This window comes from Ehrlichia muris subsp. eauclairensis (assembly GCF_051097115.1).
In the GTDB taxonomy this organism is placed as follows: Bacteria; Pseudomonadota; Alphaproteobacteria; order Rickettsiales; family Anaplasmataceae; genus Ehrlichia; species Ehrlichia muris.
In genome coordinates this window covers 142,552-162,052 of sequence record NZ_CP118226.1, presented here as the reverse complement: position 1 = coordinate 162,052, position 19,501 = coordinate 142,552, and the positions used below count along the sequence as shown (strand labels likewise).

Sequence of the window (19,501 nt, the reverse complement as noted above, 5' to 3'; positions counted from 1 at the left end):
AAAAGACATATAACTATAATATCTTGATCATTGTATCACGTACAAAATACCTCTCAACTATATTATGCTTCTTCAACATACTTTTTATCTTCTTCTTGACCATAAACTGAATCAACACTGGAACCACCACTACTATGATCCCATCTATATCCTCCTCTATCATCACTTTCATCTTCATCAACACATTCTTTTAACACGTAACCACGTCCCCAAACAGTTTCTATGTAATTCTTCCCATTGTTAGCAACCTTAAGCTTTTTACGAAGCTTACACATGAATACATCTATAATTTTATCATCAGAAGGTTCATCTAGCTCTCTATATAAATGAGATAAAAACATTTCTTTTGTAAGAACAGTACCTAACCTAGATGATAACAACTCTATCATTCCATATTCTTTCTTAGTTAGATGTACTATTTCACCATTACACTCAACACATTTATGATCAAGATTTATTGCAATATTTCCAACACGTACTATTGATTCAGGGTGCCCTCTAGTACGACGTACAATAGCTTTTATTCTCGCAAGTAACTCACTTTTATGAAAAGGTTTAGTTACATAATCATCTGCACCATAATATAATCCTTTCACTTTATGTGAGACTGATGAAATACATGATAATATAAGTACTGGAACTTTTATACCAGATTCCCGCAGTTTGACTAGAATATCATATCCATCTATTTTTCCAGGAAAATGTATATCCAATATAACTACATCATAATCATCATTTTTCGGAATGATGCTACCATAACAATCCTGCGCAGAAGTCATAGTTTCACAAAAATGCCCTTCTGAAGATAAAGAAGCTTCTACTGCTTTTGCACATGCAATATCATCTTCTATTAATAATATACGCATAAATACCTCTAAAAACTCAATAATTAATAAATTCAACACATAAAGCACTCAGCACTAATCCAAAGACATAATCACCCTACAACAACTAAACATTTCATCAAAAGTTAATACATAGTGTTACTATGCTATTCAAGTATAATAGTAAATTACATGTAATATACTTTTCCTGTGTTGCATATATAGCACAATATTACCCCAAAGACTACTAGAGATATTATAGTAAATACACCTAATTTTCTTCAATTAGTAAAATACTTCACTGATTATATATAAGCACAAATTAATACTTTATTAATAATAACAATGGTTCACACACGCACCATTATACATTAATAAAAGCATATACACTAATTAAAATATGCTTTTATTTTTAATATGTTATATTTAAAATTTGATGTTTATTTTTTCACAAGGACCTTGCATACCAAATTACTCTTCCTAATATTTCCATATCCTCTAAATGACATTCATAAGAAGAATATTTTTTATTATCAGAAACTACATGTAGCTTTATCTTCTGATTATCTTTTAAATATTCTAATCTCCTAATTGATACACCTACTGAATCAACTATAACAAACAATCCAGCGGGATGAGGTATTTTATCCCCTATATCTACTAAAACAACATCTTGATTCATTAATGTCGGGATCATACTATCCCCCTTCACGTAATATACACGTAAATTCTTCATATTAGAAGTTAAATTAATGTTTGAAGATAGATATAGATTAACATCACCTGAAGATGAAATTTTCCCATTTTCTAGTTCTAAATTATATACAGGCAGTATATTAATATTACTTTGTCCATAAGTATAATTATCATCACTAATTAAATACGATAATGAAACGTTTAACACCTTCGCTATTGCCATTAATTTCTTAGATGTAGGATTTGTTGACTTGCCACTTAGTATATCATATACAAAAGACTTACCAACATCAGCTTTATGAGCTAGTTCACGTGCATTTATTCCCATTTTGTCCATTTGATACTTCATTCTAGTAACTATCATACTATTATCACTACTTGTTTTCATAAATTCACCTTACAGTTAATATTTATTACATTTTTGTACAATTTAAAGTACATAAACTCAAGTAATAATTGAAGTATTCACTATTAGTGCATACTAAATCATAAAATTACTAGCGAGTAATTCTAAGATTTACATGAAATCAGTAATGACATATAAAAAAGTAATTTTTAATATAAAGCGCTATACAACTGAACTTGCATACTATTTAGTCTTATATACCAATTTGGTAACCAATCGAACAATGATAGTAATATACAAATTTTTAGCATCTAACAAAAAACAGTTATTAGTATTCCCACTACTAATAATTTCCAACAAATAATGATTACTAAATTAACCTAACTATTACCATGTAACATAAAAACAGTAATCCATTAACAATACTAGACCCTTAATCAGCTAAATTTTTAAATATTCTCAAGAAGACTTATATTTTGCATTATTAGCAACTTATATTTATGGGATCATAGCCAATATATAAATAATCCCATACTTATATTAAATCGAATTAACTACCCCAACAAAAAAAATCTTGTAACCATTCAATAACTATACCTAATAAAAACTGCTTTTAATGCAACAATAAATCTAAACACTGTTTCTAATAACCATGTATACTATATAGATACTGCATAAAACATCACTATATCTATTCAACTAAAGCACTCAATATCAATTCCTCTGCAACTGTAATATTTTTCCAACCGTCTATAGATACAAATTTATCTTCTTCTAGTTTCTTATAAAAAGTGAAAAAATGAGATATTGAATTTAAAAAAGATACAGGAAAATCAGAATAATCTTTTACATTATTATAGTATTGATCCAGCTTATTTACAGGTACAGCCAATATTTTTACATCTTCCCCACCTTCATCATGCATAACCAATACACCAACTGGCCTTGCACAAATCACTGCCCCAGACATTACAGGAAATCTAGTTGCAACTAAAACATCAACAGGATCACCATCCCCAGCACAAGTATGCGGAATAAAACCATAATTACATGGATAATACATAGCAGTTGGTAAAAACCTATCTACACAAAATAAGTTCTTCTTTTTATCAAACTCATATTTTACCGGATATGAATTCTGGCTAATCTCAATAATAACATTGATTTCTTTAGGTACATTATCACCACTAGTCACATTATCTAAATTCATAATTAATCTCTAATACAACAAAACAAGTAAATAATTAAAACCTTTGAGTCTACTAGATCAACAAATGATTATTAACTTCATATACTAATACCCTTTATATTCTAGTCAACGCTTTTCTAAAATAGAAAATACTAATAAGTACATAAGCATACAAGATTTCCAAATAACCTACAAAAACATATCCATACATAAAGAAACAAATGTGATATTTAACACAGTAATAATTTTCTAATAAAATCTACTACTAATTTGAAAAATACAATTTTTAACATTTTATGAAGCAGTCCTTTTATTGTAGGACATAAAACACTTAAACTTATATTGCTATCAACTCGACAGGTTATCTACACTAACATATCATAAACCTAGACACATGCCTCAAAGCAGACAAAAAAATCTCAACCACAATTTCTAAGCATAATATATTAAATGTAATACCTGATGACAAGACAAATAATCTGCAAAAAAATATAGAAAATTACATACCTTACGTAGGAAAGAAATATTTAATAAAGCAATCTTTGCATAATAACATCAGAACATTAAATTTTATATAGATTGATTAATACTATATTGTCTAAAGACAACAAGATCACAAACTTACGCGTTTTTAAGCAAATATTTAAAAATAAGGAATATTTGATAAAGCAATCTCTTCATTATAAGACATCATAACATTAAAATTTTGCACTGCTTGACCAGCAGCACCTTTTAATAAATTATCTATAACGGATACTATAATAACTGTATTAGGTATCCTTCCAGGGAAAACTCCTAAATAACAACAATTTGTGCCTACAACAGATCTAGTCGTCACAGCCTTTTCTTCATCAACAAAGATAAAAGATGAATCTTTATAAAACAGTAGCAACGCCTCCCGAACATCAGTAAGAGATATACCCTCTTCTAATTCAAGATATATGTTAGATATCATGCCTCTTTTTACCGGAATTAAATTAGGTACAAATTGTAAACTAATATCTTCCCTACATGCAGCAAAACAAAGCTCTTGTTCTATTTCAGGGATATGCCTATGACTTGAGATTTTATATGATTGAATAACATCATAAACTTCACAAAACATCTTGTCTTGTTTAACAGATCTACCAGCACCACTTACACCAGACTTAGCATCGACTATTATATTATGACTTTTCACTAAACGAAGTCTCAACAATGGAAATAGTGGTATTAATATAGAAGTAGGATAACACCCTGGACAAGCTATAAAACGTGATTTTTGAATATCTTCCCAATATATCTCTGTTAATCCGTACACAAAATCTTTTACAAGACCTGGACAACAATGCGGTCCATACCATTGCTTATATGTTTCAGTATCCTTAATTCTAAAGTCAGCTGATAAATCTATAATTCTTACTGCATCATGAATTTTTCTTACAACGTCACTTGATGCACCATGAGGTAAACATAAAAAAACCACATCCACATTAGATAACTCAATATCATCAAAACACGAGATACTAACAGACATATCACCCTGCGAGATGTGTAAATGGCTAGAAGAAAGTAACTTTCCGCTAGATTGCGATGCACACAGATACTTTATTTTGACCATAGGATGAGAAAGTAATAAGCGCACTAACTCTACACCTACATAACCTGTAGCACCAACTATGGCAACTGATACTTGATAACTCATGGAAAGAGGTTATCTTTTTGAAAATTGACAACTTTTTCTAGCTTTATGTTGACCATATTTCTTACGCTCAACAACACGCGAATCTCTTGTTAAGAACCCACCTGCTCTCAGAATAGAATGAAGATTGGGATTAATATCTTTTAGCGCCTTACTAATTCCATGAGCAATAGCTCCAGCCTGACCTGAAATTCCACCACCACTTACAGTGGCAATAACATTATAACATCCAGAAGTTGCTGTCACAATAAATGGATTATAAACCTTCTTGCACAAGGTATTTTTCTTAAAATAGCTAAAAATATCCAAACCATTAACAGTAACATTCCCTTTACCCACTGTTAACCATACCCGTGCAACAGCTTCTTTCCTTCTACCTGTACCATAAGCACGGCCACGAGCATCTACTTTTATAGTTTTAATATTACCATCTTGTTGACGATCAGATAACATATCAGGACTACTCTCCATTATCTCCTCTTATTATTTTTCGCATTTATTGATAAAAAATCTAATTTTACAGGTTGTTGTGCATCATGCTTGTGTTCTGGACCTGAATATATATATAAATTTTTTAAACGACGACGTGCCATTGGACCAGTACTTAGCATGCGACGAACTGCCATATTAATTATACGTTCCGAGTGTTTATTTAAGAATAAATCAGCTGGCGTACAGCTTTTTAGTCCACCAGGATATCCAGTGTGTCTATAATAAACCTTATTTTTCAATTTATTACCAGTAAATTGAACCTTCTCTGCATTAATTATAATAACATTATCCCCACAATCCATATGAGGCGTATACTCAGGTTTATTTTTGCCGCGTAAAACATTAGCAACAAAAGCAGCAAGTCTACCAACTACCACCCCAGTTGCATCTATCACAACCCAACGCTTCTTTACCTGACTCGCCTTTAAAGAAAAAGTCTCCATTTGCATCTATCGTTAATAAATTTTCATAGTAATCACACAATTAATTTTTGTCAATAAAAACTAACTTTATATTTATTTACTCCTTCCACAAGCTCCATACATGAAAAACACTGCAACTTTATATTGCCTACTGTAATAAAATAACATTACTTAACTTATATCTTCAAAAGATTACTAATTGTTATCCCTAAAATAGCACTGAGAAAAAACTTGAACTTATTACTTATTTATGAGTAAAGCTGAACAATAATTGCCACACTCAAGACCTACCTAACATAAATTTTATAATATCTCCTACCTAAGGTTCTATAATTAATATACGCATGTATCGTAAATGCATACTCAGTAGTAATTTAATGTATCTCAATTTAACTTATATGCTTTCTTTGTGTTTGCCATTAAAATTCATGAAATTTATAACTTACAAATTCAAGAATAATACAGAACTGAATCAACTAAACTTCACACTTAATTCTTGCTAATCAAAATTAATTACAGTTTAATCATTGCTAGTATTACTTTTTGACATAATGTTGGTAGCATTCTAATGATAACTAAACTTAATATGTATAAGACTTGCTGTGCATTGATATTGATGTATATCATATCAGTTATACCTAACAACAGCTATTGTACTAGTTTAGATGAAGCTTTACATGCAGCATTATCAAATAATGCTAACATAAAAGCAAAGTTCTATCATTCGCTAGAGAACAAACAAAAAATCAAATTGAACAGTATATCAAAATTTTTACCATCAGTTGTATATTCTCTGCAGGCATATCAGCCAGAACTCTCTTTACATAACAATGACAATAGAACCATGAGCCTCACAGTAACCCAACAGATATTCAATGGAGGAGCTGACATTGCTGCTTTTCAACAATCAAAATACCTAGCAAATATAGAAGATATCAATTTTTTACTAGAGAAACAAAACATTATACTTAAAGCAATCAAAGCTTACATGAAGGTTTTAACAACTGCTGAAGTATATAAATTAACACAACATACTAAAAAAGTATTAACAGAACACCTAATAGCTACACAAAAACGTTTTTCTTTAGGAGAGGTTACTAAAACAGACGTTTCATTAGCTAGTGCTAGATTATCATCAGCTACATCAGAATTAATCAAGGCTCGTGGAGAAATGAAAATTGCAGAAGCTAACTACATTCACATAACTGGAGAAATACCAACAGACTTACAAAATCCTATCATACCAACAATACCATCATCTATAGAAGAAGCTCTAGAAATAGCTCAAAAAAATAACCTTTCTCTACAAGCATCTCACAATGGATACAAAGCAGCAAAACAAGGGACTTTAATAGCAATTGCACACTTACTCCCATCCATAAGCATATCATCAATAAATTCCTATACTTATACTAATAAACCTTACATAACCCCTAAAAAAACCGATAACTTTTTTGAAATAAAAATGTCATTACCTATATTCCAACAAGGACTCAACATTGCTGCCATTACGCAATCACAACTTGCAATAAAACAAAAAATGTATTCACACCATGAAGTGTTAAATACTATTAAAGAATCTGTAATTTTAAATTGGGAAAATATTTCCACAGCTAATTCTATGCTACAAGCAGCTCAAGACTCTGTAAAATATTCAGAAGTAACATTACTTGGAATAAAACAGGAAGCAGAATTAAATTTAAGAACAGTCCTAGATGTGTTAGATGCAGAACAAGAACTTTTAAAAGCAAAAGTCAATCTTGCGAATGTACAAAGTAATGTTGTAATAAGTATATATAATTTACTTGCATTAATAGGACAGCTGAACATTAATTATATTTAATATAAAAAACTTATGAGTAATACTAAGAACTTTCAACCCCTTAAAGAAGCAATTGCAAATATTAGAAAAGTTATATCTGGCAATGATAGTACAGATCACGTTATTGCAGAACATGATGCTAGTAGTGCCCCTGATGATGAAGTACTAAATTTAGAAAATCCAGAAAATTCTATAGAACTACATAACATACAACATGTACACAATACATTAAATGAAATCAATAAAACATTTCAATCAATAACAGATTTACCAACAACAACATATCAATCATATCAAAACACAACACAACCAGACATACAAGTATCTGTTACAAAAGAGAAAATTTATCCTGATCAATTGTCCAATATAAATCAATTCATATCAATAGAGCAATCAACTCAACGGCTATCATCGCAAGAAACAAGATTAACGACAACACACACTCTTTCAGAAGAAATATCTAAAATTGACAATACATCAGAAATAAAAGGTATTCATCAACAAAATAGCCTTATAACAGAAAATTTAGTATCACCTGAAAATATAGTTGCAAATAGTGAAGAAATAAAAAAGCTAATAACACAAATACACCATCATACAAAATCGCTGAATATTTCAAATGATAAAAGTCCTACAATAGAAGAACTAGTAATAAAAATGCTTAAACCAGAGTTATCAACATGGCTCAACAACAATCTACAGAAGTTAGTAAAAGAAATAGTAGAAAAAGAAATAAAACATATTATAAAGAAATCAAATCAAAATTAACTTTACCAGTTTAAATTTAGAATAACATATCAAAATTTTAGTATTTGATACCAATTGCCACTAGTTTGATCACATTAAACTTTTTTAAGATACATTGCCTTTCCAAAGTATAAATACCATAGATAATAAAACAACATTACCTAATTGACCTGGAGATTCCTGAAGATTAATGAAATCGTAGGTAAAAGAATAACATTTTACTAAGTACTTACAAACTATTCTGATAATTTCAATTTTGCAGAATGGACGATATCCAAAATATGATAACAATACTTATAGATAACAGTTACACACTTCTAAGCAAGGAAACTTAAGTGCGTAGCTAGATTTAAACAACTGTAAAAAACAATAAACAGCCTTACAGATCTTTAACATTTATTCTACAACGGTACATTCTTATAAACACCTACAACTATTTAACACACGGTAATTACATATACACTTTTTAGTGAAGTAAACTTAAACCCACATTTGGGTACTAAGAAATAATGGTATAAACTCTTATATGATGAGAATTAAATAACAAAAAAACAACAATCATAATATACAATTTAACATTTATTTTTCATGCTATGTAATACATTATCAGTAATATTATCATAAATCTTACATATCTCATGGTCCAATGCCAATGGATCTCCCAATTCCGCCACATTACATATTTGAGGATATAATGCTATCTCCCCAAGAAAATCTACATTCAATTCATTTACTATCCTATGTACACCTTGTTTACCAAAAATGTAAGTCTTATCACCAGAATTAGAATTAATAAAATAACTCATATTCTCTACTAACCCAATAATATTAACATTCACTTTCTTCATCATATCACATATCTTGACTGCATCAATAATAGCTAAATCCTGAGGTGTAGAAACCACAATAACACCAGTAACGTTAAATTTCTCAACAAGACTAATATGTACATCACCTGTACCAGGAGGTGTATCTACTACTAAATAATCCACTTCCCCCCACACTGTATTTACCATGAGACTATATATTGCCTTTGTTACCATAGGACCACGCCAAATAGCAGCATTATTCTTATCAATCAAATATCCTATTGACATACTTTTAAGACCATATCTCGTAATTGGAATCATTCTATTATTATGGTCTATTTCAGGATTAGTAGTCTTTTTAAGACCTAACATATGAGGTATGGATGGTCCATAAATATCAAGATCAACTAATGCTGACTTATACCCTTTACGTAATAAGGATAGTGCCATATTCATTGCAACTGTAGACTTACCTACACCACCTTTACCTGAAGATATAAGTATTATATTTTTTATCCCCGGAATTGATATCTTGTTTATAGGCATTTTTTTATTTATTTTATTAACAGCACTATGTACAGTAGTAAAAACAACTTTCAACTCTTTAAGATTTGGTACAGCATTAATTGCATCCTTACATTTTTTTTCAATCGTATTTCTTGGTTCTATTTGATGCTCATCTGATAAATTCAATATACAATGCACAATATTATCATTCACTAATACAGACCTTACTAACCCTAACTCGATAACATTTTTATTGCTATTACTATCAATAACTGTTGACAATGCATCTAATATATCTTGTTTGTTTACCACTATCATCCTAAAAAGATTGCTGTATGATAACACATATTATTAAAAAATACCTATTTACTTTTAGTAAACCATTACGTATCATCAGAGCATCCATTTTACATACAGATTTTTTTCGATGTTAATATCCTCTGGTACGTCTAGTATTAACTTAGCAAAGGGCATATCAAAAATTACAGGCATAAAGTTGATTAGCTCGTACATTTCTTATTTTTCTGATCAAGAAATAAATGTAGAAATTCAAGAAAACCAAGATGACAAAAATAAGCACGTCATAATCATAAATTCTCTTTGCTTTCCAGCACATGATAATCTACTAGAGTTGCTCTTATTGACAGATGCAATCAATAGAACATTATGTCCTAGTAAAACAACTATGATAATACCATATCTCTGTTATACTAGACAAGATAGAGTAATGTACAGAAATCTAGATGATAACAACTTAATGATCTCTGCATTAAGTGCAAAAGTCATTATTAACATATTAAGTACAGCAAATGTAAATAACATCATTTTCATCGATCTACATTCAAATCAATTAGCTGGTTTCTTTGATATAGCAACTACCAATTTAAGTCCCCATACTATTTTTATAGAAGATATTATAAAAAAATACAATATGGACAATTTAGTAGTTGTATCTCCCGACTACGGGGCATTAAATAGAACCCGAATTTTTACAAATGCACTATCAAAACAGTGCAAATTACACAACGACATCCAAGTAGCAGTTATAGATAAGTATAGAGCAAAACCTGGTGTATCTGAAGTGATGAACATAACTGGTAATGTAGAAAATAAAGATTGTATTATAGTCGATGACATTGTAGATTCAGCTGGCACATTATGCAATGCAGCATTAGCTTTAAAAGATAGAGGAGCCCTACAAGTTAGTGCATATGTTACACATGGAATATTATCTGGCAGTGCAATAGAGAAAATAACCAATTCAAATCTGAACAGTTTAACAATAACTGACACAATAAATCATAATTCTTTCAACACATCAAAAATTCAAACTTTATCCATTGATAAATTTCTAAGTAACTATATACTCTATAATTTAGCATAAACTTAAGGAAAAAATTGACAGAAAATAAACTTGAAAATCACACATCTAATGCACACTCACACCCAAGTAAGTCATTAACCAAAAACGATTTACTACAGGCTGCAAAGTTGACTAGAATAAGGCTCAATGATCAAGAAATCGATTATCACTTAAAAGAGTTAGAGCAAGTGTTAAATTGGATACAAACAATATCACAAGTTGACACTAAAGATGTGACTCCAATAGGTAACGGTGGCATACATTATGATTATGGACTTCCTTTACGTAAGGATATTGTTAATGATGGCAACATAAAAGATATAGTATTATCTCAATCTCCTGAACAAGAACATGACTTTTTTGTTGTACCAAAAGTAATAGAATAAAAGAAAAAAACCTGTACAAGTAGTGTTAGCGTGTGTATACACACTTTTTATTTCTCTTGTATATGCATTTTACAATGTAAGATTCCATGTGTAGAGTGGAAATGCTCAAGAGTAACTAAGAAACATACATATCTAGTATATACTAGTTAGAACTATATATTTCATCTTTATTTTTTAGTATAACATTACACGTATAAGTTATAGCATTCACCTAAATCACATATTTCAGTTTAATAAAACCTATTACAATATAGTACTTCCACATTTCACAAACATTCCAAGTACAAACATACACCTTTTATTGACGATAAATAATCAATAAGAAGATCTACGTCTAGCAGTAGTAAGATTAGTATAACTTACAACCTCCAACATATCATATGCATTAATGTTGTAAAGTCTGTATATTTATATAATAACATGATATACATATAAAAGCTTAGCTGTACATCATCTTCATTAGTACATATTGCAAAACACCACCACTATTAAAATAATCAATTTCAGTTGCGGTATTGAGGTTGCAAATTAGTTTTATATTTCGACTAATATTACCTTCTCTTCTAAAAATAATGCACTCCACTTCTTTACCTATACCAATTTCACCAACAATGCTAATTTCTTCATCACCCACTAAATTCAAAGTTTTTCTTGTATCACCCTCCTTGAAAGTCAATGGTAATACACCCATACCAATAAGGTTAGATCTATGGATGCGTTCAAAACTTTCAGCTATAATAGCCTTGATGTTTAAAAAGAAAGTACCTTTAGCTGCCCAATCTCTACTAGAACCACTACCATATTCTTTTCCGGCAATAACAACTAATGGTATGCTATTTTGTTGATAAAGTTGCGATGCATCAAATATTGGCATTTCTTTCCCAGTAGGAACATACTTAGTAAAACCACCTTCACAATTTACCATCTCGTTACGTATACGAATATTAGCAAAAGTACCACGCGTCATTATGTGATGATTTCCTCTCCGTGATCCGTATGAATTAAAGTCTTGTACCATAATATTATTCTGCATTAAAAACATACCTGCTGGACTATTTGTAGCAATATTACCAGCTGGAGAAATATGATCAGTAGTAACACTATCACCTAGCAAAGCCAAAATTCTTGCATTATTAATATCAATACTATTATTCACATCTATATTAGGAGAGAAATTCTTAAAATATGTTGGACTTTGTATGTAAGTACTATCTGGATCCCATGCATAGATATCACTATCAATATATTTTAAATTCTTCCAATATTTTTCTCCATTAAAAATATGCTTATATCTATCAACAAACATCTGCTTATCAATAGTTTTACGGATAACTTCATTAATCTCATCATTAGAAGGCCATATATCACGTAAATAAACATCCCTTCCATTGTCATCTACAGCTATTGGATCTTCGTGAATATTAATATTCACAGTACCAGCCAAAGCATAAGCTATAACAAGAGGTGGTGAAGCTAAAAAATTAGCTTTTACACAAGGATGTATCCTTCCTTCAAAGTTACGATTACCAGATAAAACAGATGCAACAACCAAATTATTGACTTCGATATCTTCTTCAATATTAGGATCTAAGGGACCAGAATTCCCTATACAAGTAGTACATCCATACCCAACCAAATGGAATCCTAATGCATTCAAATCCTTTTGTAATCCCGACTTCACTAGGTATTCTGTAACAACTTGTGAACCTGGAGCTAATGAAGTTTTTACCCATGTCTTAGACTTCAAATTCAACATATTTGCTTTGCGAGCAACAAGTCCAGCAGCAATCATCACATTAGGGTTTGATGTATTCGTGCAACTGGTTATTGCAGCAATAACCACATCTCCATCTTGTAAAGATTTATTCCTTGCACCAACTGTCAATCTTGAAGTTGGTAATAAATTCTGTAATGCTGCTTTTACTTCAGAAAGAAAAATTTTATCTTGAGGCCTTTTTGGGCCAGCAAGCACAGGTTGCACCGTCTCTAGATTAAATTCTATTTTATCATCATAATACGGCTCTTCCTTGGTATACCATAAACATTGCTCTTTAGCATAAGATTCTACTAAATCTATTAGAGGCGAATCACGTCCTGTTATCTCTAAATACTCTAAAGTTTTATGATCTATTGGGAAAAATCCACATGTAGCACCATATTCAGGAGACATATTAGCAATAGTAGCTCTATCCGGAACCGACAAACCACTTAACCCATCTCCATAGAACTCAACAAATTTTCCTACAACTCCTTTGTTTCTCAAGATATTAGTGATAGTCAATACCATATCTGTTGCAGTAACACCTTCAGATAATTTCCCTATCAATTTAAATCCTACAACTTTAGGAATAAGCATAGTAATAGGCTGACCTAATATTACTGCTTCAGCTTCTATACCACCTACTCCCCACCCTAAAACAGATAAACCGTTAATCATAGTTGTGTGGCTATCAGTACCTACTAAAGTGTCTGGATATACTAAACCCCCTTCATTCCATACAACTTTAGCAATATGCTCTAAATTAACCTGATGACATATACCTGCTCCAGGAGGTACAACACGAAAATTTCTAAAAGCATGTTGCCCCCATTTTAAAAACTTATATCTTTCTAAATTTCTTTGTATCTCTACAGACACATTTTTATTAAATGCATCTTCTTTCCCATAAAAATCAACTTGTATTGAGTGATCAATAACCAAATCAACTGGTACTTTAGGATTAATTATGCTTGGATCTCCACCACTTTCTTTCACGTAGTCACGCATTGCAGCTAAGTCAACTACTGCTGGCACACCAGTAAAATCTTGCATTAACACCCGAGCCGGAGAAAAATTAATTTCATAGTTTACGTGTTCATTAACACATTGAGCTAATTTTTTTATATCCTCAACCTTAACACCATAACCATCTTCATTACGCAACAAATTCTCAAACAATATTTTTAACGAATATGGTAACCTAGTAATATCAATCCCCAACTTACTGCTTGCAGCTTTTAAGCTAAAGTATTCATAAGAACTTTTTCCTACAGCTAACTTTTTTCTTGAATTAAGAGAATCTAAAAATTCCACACCATATACTCCTTACAATTTACCTTTTTACCAAGATAATTTAACATATCATATAGAAAGCTTAGTATATATCATTAAATCTTTAAGTTAAAGTATCACATAGGTGATCTCTTATTTAAGTTTAACTACACATTACTCCATCAAAGTATACCTTTCTACTTTAACAGGTAATTCTAAATAATTATTTATACTCATTTCAGTTAAGGTTAATATACATTACAAATTTTTACTAAAAAAATCAAGAAAAATGTTTATTGTAAAATATACAACATATCCTCAATAGCCTTCTCCTAAACAATAGATTACCTAACTAAAAATAGTAACAACCATGCTAAAGCTTACATTCATATCTTATGATCAAAACTCAAATAATTACTAACTTAATTACAGATGTACTTCAATAGAAACGAAGCAAAAATATATAAAAAAACTATATTTCAATATACCACATAATTTGGAGCGAATAACTAAAATCACCAAAAACATTAATGTGGCTTTGTATTAACATAAGGACTATCTAATGAGAACATCGGTATACTAACATAAAAAATCTGTGCAGCATCTTCATCCATAAATTGATATTCTCCATGCATCATACCAGATGGAGTACTCAAATATGCACCACTGGTATACTCAAAAAATTCCCCAGGTTTTAATACAGGCTGCTTTCCTATTACCCCCAAACCTGTTACCTCATTAATAATACCTGCTGAATCAATGATTTTCCAACTCCTCCTTAAAAGTTGAACTGTAGAATTACTTCTATTCTTAACTCTGATGCTATATAACCATATATAACAATTTTCATGTGGAGCAGATTGCTCTTCCAAGTAACTTGGAACGACCTTAACCTCAATAAGCTTGGTCATACTATAATATTGCAGTGTCATAAACAACCCCCAGCTACGTAATAAATGATACACTAATCTGATTAATATATCAACATACAATACTTGAAATTTATGATCTAAAACAATCACAATCCCTTCAAAATTAGTACAAAAATTACACACATCACATTTTGTCTCTATATAACAAAAGCTATTGCACCAACACACATGTCACAAATATAGCATGCTATAATCTAGTATCAAAAAATCACACTTTATTATTTAATTGACTTGTTTTTTTTAGACAGATTATTATTAACTTTGAGAACATAACAATAAACTTATTATTATGCCACATAATCCATACATCAGCCCTGGATCTACTATTGGAATCATAGGTGGAGGCCAATTAGGAAAAATGATATCCATCGCTGCAGCAGAATTAGGATATAAAACACATTTATTAACTGACAATCCAGATGATCCATCAATATATACCACCAACAATGTAACTGTATTAAATAATTACCACAATACAGAGCTACTACTCAAATTTGCAGCTAACGTCAACATTGCAACTTTAGAATTTGAAAATATCCCTAGCAGCACTATAGACATACTATCACAAAAAATCACAGTTCACCCAGGAAAAGAAGCGCTATACATCTCTCAAAATAGAATAAGAGAAAAACAGCATATAAGACACTTAGGAATTAAAACCACAGATTTTAGAATAATTGATAGTTACAATAGTTTAGTAAAAAATGTTCTAGAATTAGGGTATCCTAGTATACTTAAAACCACAGAACTAGGTTATGATGGGAAAGGTCAATATCTAATAAAACAACAAGACGATTTAAATAACTTGTTAGATCTCAATTGGGAACAGCCATATATTTTAGAAAAATTTGTAAAAATTCATAAAGAGATATCTATTATAATATCAAAAAGCATTAACGGATCTATAGAATTTTTTCCAATTGCAGAAAACTATCACACTAATGGTATTTTAGCAACATCATCAGTACCAGCATTAATCTTTCAAGACATAAATGTACAAGCACAAAAAATTGCCCTACAAATTGCAGAATCTATAAATCTAGTAGGTTTATTAACAGTCGAATTTTTTATAACAAATACACAGGAACTAATAGTTAATGAAATAGCTCCACGTCCTCATAATTCTGGGCATTGGAGTTTAGATGCCTGTAATATTAGCCAATTCGAACAATTAATAAGAGCAATATGTGGATTACCTTTAAAACCTGTAAAATTACTTTTTCCATGTATTATGAATAACATATTAGGAGACAATATATACAATTATTATAAGTATGAAGCTAAGGCCAACGAGAATATATATATATATGGGAAGACAAAAGCTAGCAAGAACAGAAAAATGGGTCATATCAATACACTAAAGCTAAATTAACAACCATATATACAAAACAACATCATAATACAAATATTCACAATATTTACTAGATAATAACATACTATAGCATTATAAAATTTACATGCATATTAGAGAGCAACAACAATAAGTTATTAAGTTAATAACATTTTGAATTTAATATAATTACCACCCATTATCAACACACAACCTATACAATTAACATCAATTTAGAATACAAAGCCATATAAGCTATAGCCCTATTTTGACCAGATTTTCTCTCACAGGTAATTTCATGCCACCTATCCCCACAATAGAATAAGTGCTAATACTGCAAACCATTAACTACACAATGTTCACTATTTCAACACTAAAAACTAAAAAGCTTCCCAATATGCGTCCACATCCCATCTACTATAATAAAACTTCTGTCATAAGAATTCTAATATAGAACAAGTATCATTTTTTAGCTACACAAGCTAGCATCTATCTATTACTCCAAGTTTCACAAGTAATTCTTACCATACCATTTGCTCCTTCCTCAGTAGAGTTAGTGTTAACATCTGCACAACCACCAGTTCCAAAATACGCACTATTATTCTCAGCTAGAAGCTGTCCTGATTTGCAGTCATTTTGCCCTATCTCTTCCCAGAACATTTCTGTCATGAAGTTCTGATATGGAATAAATCTTATTCTCTTACCATTTGGCACGTTTTCTGATCTACGACTCAAACTATTATCAACTACTCTATAATATAACATTTCCTTCTGATTTACATTAGAATTAATCTTTACCATCTCCTTTATATTATTTTGTAACTTTCCACCTCCTCCACTCGCTGTTAACTTCACTTTACAAATTACTTTACCATGCCTACCTATTCCACAAAAATCAACTATAGTATCTGCTCCTATATCACCATTGTTATTATCAATTGGACGATGAATCCCTTGAAAATCTACTTTGATAAAATATTTTCGAGATTTTCTTAAACGAAACATACCCATTACATATCCACCAGGTTGCCCTTCTTCATTTCTCCACCTTTCAACATCAATTTTACCAGGTTGTCCTCCACCCCAAACTTCTATTTTTACAAAATCACACTTACCCGGCACATTGTATATACGTTGCAATTTAGGATCATACAATAATTCATACACATGTCTTTTACCTTTTATCGCTCTATTATACTTCAATGACATAGCACTTGAACTTTTATCATATGGGGAACCTTTTGTTGCTGTATATATTATACCCCCGAAATCATCAATACACATCCCCATAGAATGATAATCTAAGGGCTGTAATTTACTTTGTAATGATTTATCTAAAGACAATATTTCTCGATAATCGACATTAAAGTATTTTATTACATTAACATCAAATCTATTAGGTTGAACAAATTGAGGAAAAGCTCTAGAAAATAACTTTGGAGGTTTAGTATACTCTAGGATATTTTGATATAAATAACATGAGTCTTTGATATTATTGCAAGAGTGATGACCTGGATAAACACTAATCTCCCCGATGCTATTTTGCTTATCAGAGTTAATATAGTAATCATCTTCATTTATCAAAATATTATCTAAAAAATCTTGTTTCTTACTTGCTATATCATACTCACCATCAGGACATTGTTTATACCGTCCTTCTATACGTACATAATGCATCATCTTGTAAGGTAAAGGTTTAAGCCAAATATGTCTCTCTCCTTGGTCTGTATGAAATTTTAATACATATCCAAAGATTGTCCTTATATCTACACATTTTACCATAACTGCATCATCATGCTTGTATTGCACTTCACTTATTCCATTTTGACAATATTCATTCGGTTTTAAGAGTACTCCATCTTTACATCGTGTAGATAAATAGAATCCATGATTCTTAAAATTAATTTTAGGCCTTATAATATTAATATTAAACTCACGCATAATATTATCATCAACATGGTTACCTGGTTTTAAAAGCGTATTACTAAACTGTATTCCTACTTTATCAATCCGGTATTTACGTAATACCGGTTGAGATAACACAGGAATAGGAAAACACTTAATTAAAAACTCTCCCTTATCATAATAGTAAACACATATTTTATCACCTCCCGATCTATATAATTTAAACTCATACAACTTTCCAGCAAATGCAGCTTTACATTCCTTTCCTTCAAAAAAATCATCATCAGATAAGAAAAAGTCTTCCTTATATAAATTTCCATCATCTACTACTATAAGCCTAATACCTGGTTTAAAGAACGTTTGACGTGAAAATTCTATTGGAACAAATCTCATGATATTTTTGTCTTCAAATATTACAGGACAAAATGGCACATGGAATAGCCTTGTAGATATGTTTTCACATTCTGGGTTAAAATCACATCTTGACACCCATTCTGATTGGTGATTTGGCAAACCTTCACAAGAGGACACAATACATAGACATAAACTCGGACGCAAAAAACTCCTGTTATCGACATAAGCAATATAGCGCTTTGCACATCCTTCTACAAATTTGCACTCTCCTGCATTAATAGTCACGATACTAGAAATACAAGTGGTTAACTTTACTTTATAATCAAGAAATGTCAGGGGTCCATAATATCCACTAGGTTTCTTGTTAGAAATTTCCTTATACCCAAACGCACATGTGGCACTCATATAAAATATGAATATAAATATACATATAACTCTTCTTATAAGACTAAAAACACATACAGACATAAGTATCTATATTTACTAGAAAAGAAAATTTAATATATTAACATAGATATTTCTCTATATTAATCACATTTTATGATAAATATAACATATTAATTAATATATTATTATGATTTTTAAGAAGATTCTTAAAAAAAAAAAAAGCTTAGTAAAATTGATCAATTAACTTAAATTCATCCCTAGATAGCTAATATCTGCAT

The 19,501-nt window shown here is 30.5% G+C and carries 15 protein-coding genes; 5 read left to right on the top strand and 10 right to left on the bottom strand.

The features are described 5' to 3' along the window. Positions 1-62: 62 nt before the first annotated feature. The 6 genes from PVA18_RS00690 to rplM all read right to left on the bottom strand — a co-directional run bounded on the left by PVA18_RS00690 (position 63) and on the right by rplM (position 5,671). Positions 63-866 (bottom strand): response regulator transcription factor, encoded by an 804-nt coding sequence (locus tag PVA18_RS00690; protein WP_045805265.1) that lies wholly within the window; start codon positions 864-866, stop codon positions 63-65. Positions 867-1,272: 406 nt separating this feature from the next. Next, entirely contained in the window at positions 1,273-1,908 is a 636-nt protein-coding gene (locus tag PVA18_RS00685; protein WP_024072409.1) for an ECH_1013 family putative transcriptional regulator, read from the bottom strand. A 649-nt stretch (positions 1,909-2,557) separates the two neighbouring features. Further along, positions 2,558-3,076, bottom strand: a complete 519-nt coding sequence (gene ppa, locus PVA18_RS00680) for an inorganic diphosphatase (RefSeq protein WP_045805135.1) — start codon at positions 3,074-3,076, stop codon at positions 2,558-2,560. 622 nt (positions 3,077-3,698) lie between these two features. Further along, positions 3,699-4,739, bottom strand: coding sequence for an N-acetyl-gamma-glutamyl-phosphate reductase (gene argC, locus PVA18_RS00675; protein ID WP_045805136.1), 1,041 nt, complete (start codon positions 4,737-4,739; stop codon positions 3,699-3,701). Positions 4,740-4,748: 9 nt separating this feature from the next. Beyond that, positions 4,749-5,207 carry a 30S ribosomal protein S9 gene (rpsI, locus tag PVA18_RS00670; RefSeq protein WP_045805137.1) on the bottom strand — a complete coding sequence of 153 codons (459 nt, stop codon included), beginning with the start codon at positions 5,205-5,207 and terminating at the stop codon, positions 4,749-4,751. Next, positions 5,207-5,671, bottom strand: coding sequence for a 50S ribosomal protein L13 (gene rplM / locus PVA18_RS00665; protein ID WP_045805138.1), 465 nt, complete (start codon positions 5,669-5,671; stop codon positions 5,207-5,209). Before rplM ends, rpsI begins: the two co-directional genes overlap by 1 nt. A 547-nt stretch (positions 5,672-6,218) precedes the next feature. Here rplM and PVA18_RS00660 point away from each other — a divergent pair. Together PVA18_RS00660 and PVA18_RS00655 are read left to right on the top strand one after the other, a co-directional pair. Then, the gene (locus tag PVA18_RS00660) at positions 6,219-7,493 is read left to right on the top strand and encodes a TolC family outer membrane protein (RefSeq protein ID WP_045805139.1); all 1,275 of its coding nucleotides are present in this window, start codon (positions 6,219-6,221) and stop codon (positions 7,491-7,493) included. A 12-nt stretch (positions 7,494-7,505) separates the two neighbouring features. Next, a complete protein-coding gene (locus PVA18_RS00655) occupies positions 7,506-8,240 on the top strand; it encodes a DUF2497 domain-containing protein (protein ID WP_045805140.1) in 735 nt (244 codons plus the stop codon). A 551-nt stretch (positions 8,241-8,791) separates the two neighbouring features. Here the strand turns inward: PVA18_RS00655 and PVA18_RS00650 are convergent. Further along, positions 8,792-9,847: an Mrp/NBP35 family ATP-binding protein gene (locus PVA18_RS00650; RefSeq protein ID WP_045805266.1), complete on the bottom strand. Its 1,056-nt coding sequence runs from the start codon at positions 9,845-9,847 to the stop codon at positions 8,792-8,794. 115 nt (positions 9,848-9,962) lie between these two features. On the opposite strand from PVA18_RS00650, the gene prs reads away from it, so the two are divergent. Both prs and gatC read left to right on the top strand, forming a co-directional pair. Further along, the gene (prs, locus tag PVA18_RS00645) at positions 9,963-10,919 is read left to right on the top strand and encodes a ribose-phosphate diphosphokinase (protein WP_045805141.1); all 957 of its coding nucleotides are present in this window, start codon (positions 9,963-9,965) and stop codon (positions 10,917-10,919) included. 14 nt (positions 10,920-10,933) lie between these two features. Continuing rightward, positions 10,934-11,284 (top strand): Asp-tRNA(Asn)/Glu-tRNA(Gln) amidotransferase subunit GatC, encoded by a 351-nt coding sequence (gene gatC, locus PVA18_RS00640; protein WP_045805142.1) that lies wholly within the window; start codon positions 10,934-10,936, stop codon positions 11,282-11,284. A 439-nt stretch (positions 11,285-11,723) separates the two neighbouring features. Here the strand turns inward: gatC and acnA are convergent, their stop codons facing one another. Both acnA and apaG read right to left on the bottom strand, forming a co-directional pair. After that, positions 11,724-14,357, bottom strand: coding sequence for an aconitate hydratase AcnA (gene acnA / locus PVA18_RS00635; protein WP_045805143.1), 2,634 nt, complete (start codon positions 14,355-14,357; stop codon positions 11,724-11,726). A gap of 485 nt (positions 14,358-14,842) precedes the next feature. After that, the gene (gene apaG / locus PVA18_RS00630; RefSeq protein ID WP_044194058.1) at positions 14,843-15,247 is read right to left on the bottom strand and encodes a Co2+/Mg2+ efflux protein ApaG; all 405 of its coding nucleotides are present in this window, start codon (positions 15,245-15,247) and stop codon (positions 14,843-14,845) included. A 289-nt stretch (positions 15,248-15,536) separates the two neighbouring features. Between apaG and PVA18_RS00625 the strand changes: the two genes are divergently transcribed. Beyond that, positions 15,537-16,619 carry a 5-(carboxyamino)imidazole ribonucleotide synthase gene (locus PVA18_RS00625; RefSeq protein ID WP_045805144.1) on the top strand — a complete coding sequence of 361 codons (1,083 nt, stop codon included), beginning with the start codon at positions 15,537-15,539 and terminating at the stop codon, positions 16,617-16,619. Positions 16,620-17,066: 447 nt separating this feature from the next. Here PVA18_RS00625 and PVA18_RS00620 read toward each other — a convergent pair whose 3' ends face one another. After that, entirely contained in the window at positions 17,067-19,241 is a 2,175-nt protein-coding gene (locus tag PVA18_RS00620; protein ID WP_231568525.1) for a hypothetical protein, read from the bottom strand. Positions 19,242-19,501: the final 260 nt, after the last annotated feature.

Excerpts from the sequence above, each read along its gene's own strand:
- PVA18_RS00690 (WP_045805265.1), bottom strand. The coding sequence starts at position 866 with ATGCGTATATTATTAATAGAAGATGATATTGCATGTGCAAAAGCAGTA.
- PVA18_RS00685 (WP_024072409.1), bottom strand. The coding sequence starts at position 1,908 with ATGAAAACAAGTAGTGATAATAGTATGATAGTTACTAGAATGAAGTAT.
- ppa (WP_045805135.1), bottom strand. The coding sequence starts at position 3,076 with ATGAATTTAGATAATGTGACTAGTGGTGATAATGTACCTAAAGAAATC.
- argC (WP_045805136.1), bottom strand. The coding sequence starts at position 4,739 with ATGAGTTATCAAGTATCAGTTGCCATAGTTGGTGCTACAGGTTATGTA.
- rpsI (WP_045805137.1), bottom strand. The coding sequence starts at position 5,207 with ATGGAGAGTAGTCCTGATATGTTATCTGATCGTCAACAAGATGGTAAT.
- rplM (WP_045805138.1), bottom strand. The coding sequence starts at position 5,671 with ATGGAGACTTTTTCTTTAAAGGCGAGTCAGGTAAAGAAGCGTTGGGTT.
- PVA18_RS00660 (WP_045805139.1), top strand. The coding sequence starts at position 6,219 with ATGATAACTAAACTTAATATGTATAAGACTTGCTGTGCATTGATATTG.
- PVA18_RS00655 (WP_045805140.1), top strand. The coding sequence starts at position 7,506 with ATGAGTAATACTAAGAACTTTCAACCCCTTAAAGAAGCAATTGCAAAT.
- prs (WP_045805141.1), top strand. The coding sequence starts at position 9,963 with ATGTTAATATCCTCTGGTACGTCTAGTATTAACTTAGCAAAGGGCATA.
- apaG (WP_044194058.1), bottom strand. The coding sequence starts at position 15,247 with ATGACACTGCAATATTATAGTATGACCAAGCTTATTGAGGTTAAGGTC.
- PVA18_RS00625 (WP_045805144.1), top strand. The coding sequence starts at position 15,537 with ATGCCACATAATCCATACATCAGCCCTGGATCTACTATTGGAATCATA.
- PVA18_RS00620 (WP_231568525.1), bottom strand. The coding sequence starts at position 19,241 with ATGAGTGCCACATGTGCGTTTGGGTATAAGGAAATTTCTAACAAGAAA.